The 6,615-nt window shown below is 67.9% G+C and carries 4 protein-coding genes; 1 reads left to right on the top strand and 3 read right to left on the bottom strand.

Annotation, left to right across the window (positions count from 1 at the left end):
* Positions 1-799 precede the first annotated feature (799 nt).
* Complete coding sequence (locus tag PNO31109_RS11465; RefSeq protein ID WP_244958161.1) at positions 800-2,341, top strand: phospholipase D family protein; 1,542 nt, start codon at positions 800-802, stop codon at positions 2,339-2,341.
* A gap of 31 nt (positions 2,342-2,372) precedes the next feature.
* Here PNO31109_RS11465 and PNO31109_RS11460 read toward each other — a convergent pair whose 3' ends face one another.
* From PNO31109_RS11460 to PNO31109_RS11450, 3 genes are all read right to left on the bottom strand, one after another.
* Positions 2,373-4,958: a TonB-dependent siderophore receptor gene (locus PNO31109_RS11460; RefSeq protein WP_174966362.1), complete on the bottom strand. Its 2,586-nt coding sequence runs from the start codon at positions 4,956-4,958 to the stop codon at positions 2,373-2,375.
* A gap of 108 nt (positions 4,959-5,066) precedes the next feature.
* The gene (locus tag PNO31109_RS11455; protein WP_150555640.1) at positions 5,067-6,077 is read right to left on the bottom strand and encodes a FecR domain-containing protein; all 1,011 of its coding nucleotides are present in this window, start codon (positions 6,075-6,077) and stop codon (positions 5,067-5,069) included.
* Positions 6,074-6,571 carry a sigma-70 family RNA polymerase sigma factor gene (locus PNO31109_RS11450; RefSeq protein ID WP_150555639.1) on the bottom strand — a complete coding sequence of 166 codons (498 nt, stop codon included), beginning with the start codon at positions 6,569-6,571 and terminating at the stop codon, positions 6,074-6,076. Before PNO31109_RS11450 ends, PNO31109_RS11455 begins: the two co-directional genes overlap by 4 nt.
* Between the last annotated feature and the right edge of the window lie 44 nt (positions 6,572-6,615).

Raw genomic sequence — 6,615 nt, 5'->3', positions numbered from 1 at the left:
CTTATCTGCCGAAGCAGACGCACCATTCATCGAGTGCCCACACTTATCGGTTGTTCAATTTTTAAAGATCAATCGCGCCTGACTTCGCTTCGTCGCCAACTTGCCGCGCCGTTGCTTCGTTTTTCGCGTCGCTGCATCAGCAGCAGAGAAGTGAGATTATGTCGCAGCTTCTCGTCGTCGTCAACAGTTTTTTCGCACCTCCCGCTCGCCGCCGTAGCGACTCGCCCGCTCAAAACCGCCAACCACCGGGGCCTCTCGGCCCCCTCCCGCCCCGTCGCTTCGCTGCTTGCGCCGCGTCGCCGTCGTTGCGAGAGACGAGATATTAGTGAAAACCCCGAAGCCGTGCAAGCCCTTTGTGAAAATAATTTGAAAAGACGCGAAAGCAGGCAAAAAAAGCCCGCCTCAAGGGCGGGCCGAGTTCCACGGGACAGGACACATGGAGGAGACGGGTTCACTGTATCCGCGCATCCCCCGGCGACGCAACCAACGAAATCGCATATGCTTCCCAAAAGCTTGCCCATATGGAAAGGTCAGGCGGACGCGATGGCGTCTGATGGCGTCTTCTTCTCAGCAACTCCTCTCTATATATAGGGCGTCCGGGATGGTCCCTTCAACGTACATTTCGCCTCGCTCACGCCCGCCCGCTCCGCCTTCGGCCAGCGCCGACGCGCCATCACGGTCCGCCCCCACCACCCCCACCACCCCCGCTGACCCCAGCTCGCACCACGCCCATCGGTCCGGGTTTCACCGATGGATCGGCATCGCCGCCCTCGCGTTTGCCGTTGCGGCCTGCACATCGGTGCGGCCGCCGGCGGAACCGTCGCAGTGGACGTCCCACACGCCCGCCAACACCCCGGGCGCGCTGGCGAGCGCCCTCGCGCCCGCGATCCGTGCGCACGACAAGCAGTCCGGCTTTCAACTGCTGGCCACCGGCTCCGCGGCATTCACCACGCGCATCGCTCTCGTACAGGCGGCGCAGCACAGCCTCGACGTCCAGTACTACAGCGCCGGCGAGGACCTCACCGGCCGCCTGCTGCTCCAGGCCCTGCTCGATGCCGCGGATCGAGGCGTGCGCATTCGCATGCTGGTCGACGACATCAACCGCCGCCACACGGACCCCGCGTTCGCCGTGCTCGACCAGCACCGCAACATCGAGATCCGCGTGTTCAACCCCTTCGGCACGCGAGACACCACGTTGCTCGAGCGAGCCGGCAACCTGCTCACCCGCTTCGACCAGCTCAACCGCCGCATGCACAACAAGGCGCTTGTGGCCGACAACCAGGTGGCAATCATTGGCGGCCGGAATCTGGGAGACGAATACTTCGACGCCAACCCGGATCTCTCCTTTCGCGACTTCGATCTGCTGTGCGCCGGACCGGTGGTCGATGCCGTCTCGCGCAGCTTCGATCATTTCTGGACGAGCCCCCAGGCCTACTCGCTCAAGCAGGTCCAGTCGAAGATCGACGACGAGACGCTCGCCGCCACGCGCGACGCGCTCGCACAGCACTGGCGCGACGCCGACGCCCTGCCCGCCGGTCGCGAGGCGCTGCATCAGCCGCCGCTGGCCGACGGGCTGCGCACCGGCAAGGTGCCGCTCTTCTGGGCGCCGGCCGAGCTCGCGGCCGACACGCCGGACAAACTCGACGCCCCCGCCGGCCAGACGCAAAGCGCGCCCGGTGAAAAGCTGCGCCAGCTCGCGGCGAACGCGCAAAGCGAGTTCCTGATCATCTCCCCGTACTTCGTGCCGATGGACGGCGGCGTCCGATTCCTGTCGAAGCTGGCCCAACGCGGCGTCAAAGTGCGCGTACTGACGAACTCGCTGGCGGCGACGGACGTCGTACCGGTCCACGCCGGCTACGCGCGCTACCGCCCCGCGCTGCTCAGGGCCGGCATCGAGCTCTACGAATTCAAACCGATTCGCAGCGACACCGATGCCCCCTCCCCGCGGCGCGTGCAATTCGGCGGCTCCTCGCGTGCGAGCCTTCACGGCAAGGCCTACGTGATCGACCGGCGCGACGTCGTTCTGGGCTCATTCAACCTCGACCCGCGCTCGGTGCGTCTGAACACGGAACTGGCGATCGTCATCCACAGTCCCGACTTCGCCGACCGCATGGCGCGCATCTTCGATCGGGCCACATCGCCGCGCACCAGTTTCCGGGTGGTGCTCGCGCCGCCGGACGCAACGCCGCCCACGCCCATCCCGCCGACCATGCCGGCGTTGCGCTGGGTGGGCGAGGAGAACGGGCAGCCGCGCACGTTCGACGTCGAGCCCTACGCGTCGTTCTGGCGCAATTCGGTGGCGGGCGCCTTCACCCTGCTGCCGAGCGACGACCTGCTCTGAGCACACATGCACGAGCTCCCGTGCGCGCCCGTCAGAATTCGAACGTCGCCAGGAGCGTGGCCGAACGCGCGTCGCCCACAGCCACGAAGTACTGGCTGGCGCTCGACGGGTAATACGTCTTGTTGAACACGTTCTTGACGTTGAACTGCAAGTGCACCGGTCGGCGCCCGATCTTCGTATCGTAGGTGGCGAACACGTCGGCGACGAAGTACGCCGGCAGCGTGAAGCTGTTGGCCGAATCCCCCGGACGCGCGCCGACATAGCGCCCGACCGCCCCGAGCCGCAGGTGGCCGCCACCGAAGCCCCCGCCCAGCACGGGCCCCCAGTCGTAGACGCCCGCGAGCGAGGCCGTATGGCGCGCCACGTTCGCCAGCGTGTTACCGGCGTAGAGCGGATCGTCGGTGGTCTTCGCGTCGATGAACGCGTAGCTGGCGATCACATTCCACCGCTGCCCGATACGCCCCGACACATCGAGCTCGACGCCCCGCGAACGCGCCGCCCCGGAGGTCCGCCAGTCGATCAGCTTGGTCGCGTCGTTGAATTGGGAGACGAGCACGTTGCGCTTGTCGATGTTGAACAGGGCCAGCGTGCCGCTCAGCCCTTCGGGCATGTCAAGCTTTGCGCCGAGTTCGTAGGACTTCGCGTGCTCCGGTGCGACGTTCGAGTCGATCACCACTGCGCTGGCCAACGGCGCGATGGTGGACGTCGGCTTGAGCGACTCCGAATAGCTGCCGTACAGCGACACGTGCTCGGTCGCCTTGTAGACGACACCGGCGCGCGGCAGCCACTTCGCATCCGACAGATTCGTGTTGGCCTGAAACGGTCGGCCCTTGCCCGCGATCTGGCTGTAGGTCAGCCACCGCACGCCTCCCACGACGATCCACCGATCCGTCACATGAACGGCGTCCTGAAAGAACAGCGACGCGTCGTGCAGCGTATCGGTCTGATCGCTGTCGCTCGCCGATACGGTGCTCGGGATCACCTCACAGCCGTACACCGGGTTCAGATAGAAGAACGTGCACTTCGACGCCTGACGAATCAGGTCGCGCCGATAGATCCGCCGATACTCCCAGTCGCCGCCGAACTGCACGTCGTGCCGCATGCCGGCCATTTGCACTTTCCCGTCGAGATAGGCAATACCGTAGCTGTCGGTGCTGTCCGAGCCGCGCGTGCCGTCGTTGCTGCGCGAAATGATGCCGGTCTTCGTGTTGATGCCGTTCACGCGCAACTGCGTCGCGTCGTATGTCTCGTTGTTGTAGCTGTAGCCGAGATGCGCTTTCCAGGCCGCATCGAATTGATGATCCACGGTGAGCTGCGCCAGATGCGACTGCCCCGCCATTTCGTTGTGCACGTCGTCAAGACGCTCTCGCGCCGGGACGGCGAGCGGCTTGTTCGTCGTCGGATCGATGACGGTGCCGCGATCGAACGGCGTGAGGAAGTTGCGATACTCGTAGGAGAGCACGACCTGCGTGTCGCGGCCGTAATAGGCGAGCGCGGGCGCGACGAGCGTCTCGCGCTGCGAGCCGAAGTTGCGCCAGTACTGTTGATTGTTCTGGTCGACGACGAGCCGGTACGCCAGCCCGGTCTCGCCGACGGGCCCGGTGGTGTCGAGTGTTTCCTGCGCCCCGTTCTTGCCGTGCCCATACGTCGTGCCCGCCACGCTGAGCGCCGTATACCGCTCGAGCATGGGGCGTTTGCTCACCACGTTGACGACCCCGCCGGGGTCCATGATCCCGTAGAGCAGCGACGTCGGCCCCTTGAGCACTTCGACGGCGTCCGCGTTGGCGTTCAGCCCGCGCCCCTGCACGAGCGGCATGCCGTTGTGCATGATCGAGCCGTCGCGGTTGCCTCCGAAACCCCGCTTGAGCAACGTGTCCTGCGTACCCGCGAGCGTGTTGCCCTGCACGATGCCGCTCACATTGATCAACGCGTCGTCCAGCGTGCGCGCGCGTTGGTCGGTGAGCACCTGTTGCGGCACCACGTTGATCGCTTGCGGGATGTCAAGCACCGGCGCGTCGGAGCGTGAGACATTGGCTTGCGCCGGCATCCGATAGCCGTCGGCCCAGGGCTGCGCCTGCGCTTGCGTCATCGGCAGCGCGATGTCGCCTGCCGCCGCGCTGCCGATCGCGCCCCCGGCCACCGGCTCCGGCTCCCGCTCCGGTTGCGGTTGCGGCTGCGGCACGAGCGTGTAGCCCGCGCCTTGCGGCGACGCGACGAGCCCGGTGCCCGCGAGCGCCCGGCCGAAGGCGGCCGGCACGTCGAGGCGCCCCTGGACGCCGGGGCTGCGTTTGCCTGACGTCAACGACGGCGTGTACGTCAGCAGAATGCCGGCCTCGCGACCGAAACGCGCGAGCACGGCGTCGAGCGCGCCTGCCGGAATGTCGTAAGCGCGCGCAGCGGCGCCTGCCGCCGCCGTTGCGGGCATTGCCGGCCCGGCAGAGCCCGGCGTCTGCGCGATCGCGTTCGCACCGGGCAACGCCGCGGCGAACGCAACGCCCACCGCCGCGTACATGGCGCGACGGCGAAGCCCCGGCGGCGGCGCCTCGGCCTGGTGGCGGCCACGCGAACCGGCGGGGCGAACGGGAACGGGACAAACGTCGGGGAGTACGACAGCCATGGTGAGCGATCTCGAGCGGGCGATGAAAGAGGGGTTTCACTTGCCCTGTCACGCGAGCACGCCAAAACAGCTCACCTTTCCGGCAAAAAAGACGCAACGCCCGCCGGGTCAGCCTCGCGGCCCGACCGTCACCCAATAGCGAGTGAGCGACGAAACGCGAACGGGCAGCGCGTGCGGCAGCATGGCGAGGATGGCGTCCGTGTCCGCCAGCGGATACGTCCCGGACACGCGCAGCGCCGCGACTGCCGGATCGCACCGCACATAGCCGCGCCGGTAGCGCGCGAGCTCGGCAAGAAACGCATCGAGCCGCATGTCGGCGGCGACGAACATGCCATCGGCCCAGGCGCCATCGCCGTCGGCAAGCGGCGCGACGGCGCTCGCCCGCTGCGCCGTGAAGCGCGTCTGCTCGCCGGCCCGCACGGTGCGCGGGATCTCGCCGGGCCCCGCTGCCGCGGGCGTGACGCGCACTGCGCCGTCGAACACCTGCACCTGCGTGACGCCGCCCGCCTGCTGACGCACGGCAAAGCGCGTGCCCATCGGCATGAGCGTGCCCTGCGCGGTGGCGACCACCAGCGCGCGCGGCAGGGCATGCCTCGCGTCCTTGCCCGTCGTCACCATGATTTCGCCGTCGACGAGCGTGATGCGCCGCACGCCGCCGTCCATCGACCATCGCACGGCGCTGCGGGTATTGAGTACCAACGTCGTGCCGTCGGCCAGACGCCATGTGCCGCGCTCGCCCGCCCCGGTATGCGCGTCCGCCCGCAAGCCTTGCACGATCGACGTATCGCTCGCGAGCCACGCCCCGCCGCCCACGAACGCCGCGCCGACCATGGCCTTGAGCGCATGACGGCGCCCGCGCGAGCGCGGCGCCCAAAGTACCGAGTGCGCCGAGCGCACCGCGGTGGCGCCCAGCGTGTCCGAGACCTGCCGCATGCGCAGATCCGCACCTTCGATGTGGCGCCATGCCCGCTCGTGCTCCGGATGCGCCTCGCGCCACCGCGCGCAAGCCGCGCGCAGGGCGTCCGTGGCATCGCCGCCATGCAGCGTGATCCACCACTCGGCGGCTTGCCGCGCCACGTCGGCGTCGAAACCGCCAACGGCCGTTGCTCGTTGCGTCATCGTGCGCCCATCGCAAAGAAGCACTGCGTTGCGGCCCGCACGAGATGGCGCTTCACGGTAGCCAGCGAAATGCCGAGTCGCGCGGCAATCTCGGCATGCGTGAGTCCGTCGAGCTGCGCGAGAAGGAACGCCCGTTTGACAAGTGGCGGCAGACCGTCGAGACAGCGATCGATCTCGACCAGCGTCTCGAGCACGACGGCGCGCGCCTCGGGCGACGGCTCGCAACCCTCGGGCTCGCGCGCCAGTGCCTCGAGATAGGCGCGCTCGATCGCTTCGCGCCGCCAGTGGTTGTACAGCACGCGTTGGGCGACGGTGGTGAGGAAGGCGCGCGGCGAGGCCAGCAGCCGAGGCGGATCGCGCTCGAGCAGGCGCACGAACGTGTCGTGGACAAGATCGGCCGCGCGGTGCGAGCAGCCGGTCTTGCGATGCAGCCAGCCATGAAGCCAGCCATGATGGTCGTTGTAGAGTCCGTGCAGCGTGTCGTCGGCGGGCATGCGCCCCTCCTGTCCCCGGCCGGGTGTGGCCGGAAGGCTGGACA

The organism is Pandoraea nosoerga (genome assembly GCF_902459585.1).
GTDB classification, from domain to species: Bacteria; Pseudomonadota; Gammaproteobacteria; order Burkholderiales; family Burkholderiaceae; genus Pandoraea; species Pandoraea nosoerga.
This window is presented reverse-complemented; position numbering and strand designations above follow the sequence as displayed.

What these genes read in the sequence shown, in the direction of transcription:
- PNO31109_RS11450 (WP_150555639.1), bottom strand. Translation starts at nt 6,571, where the DNA reads ATGCCCGCCGACGACACGCTGCACGGACTCTACAACGACCATCATGGC.
- PNO31109_RS11455 (WP_150555640.1), bottom strand. Translation starts at nt 6,077, where the DNA reads ATGACGCAACGAGCAACGGCCGTTGGCGGTTTCGACGCCGACGTGGCG.
- PNO31109_RS11460 (WP_174966362.1), bottom strand. Translation starts at nt 4,958, where the DNA reads ATGGCTGTCGTACTCCCCGACGTTTGTCCCGTTCCCGTTCGCCCCGCC.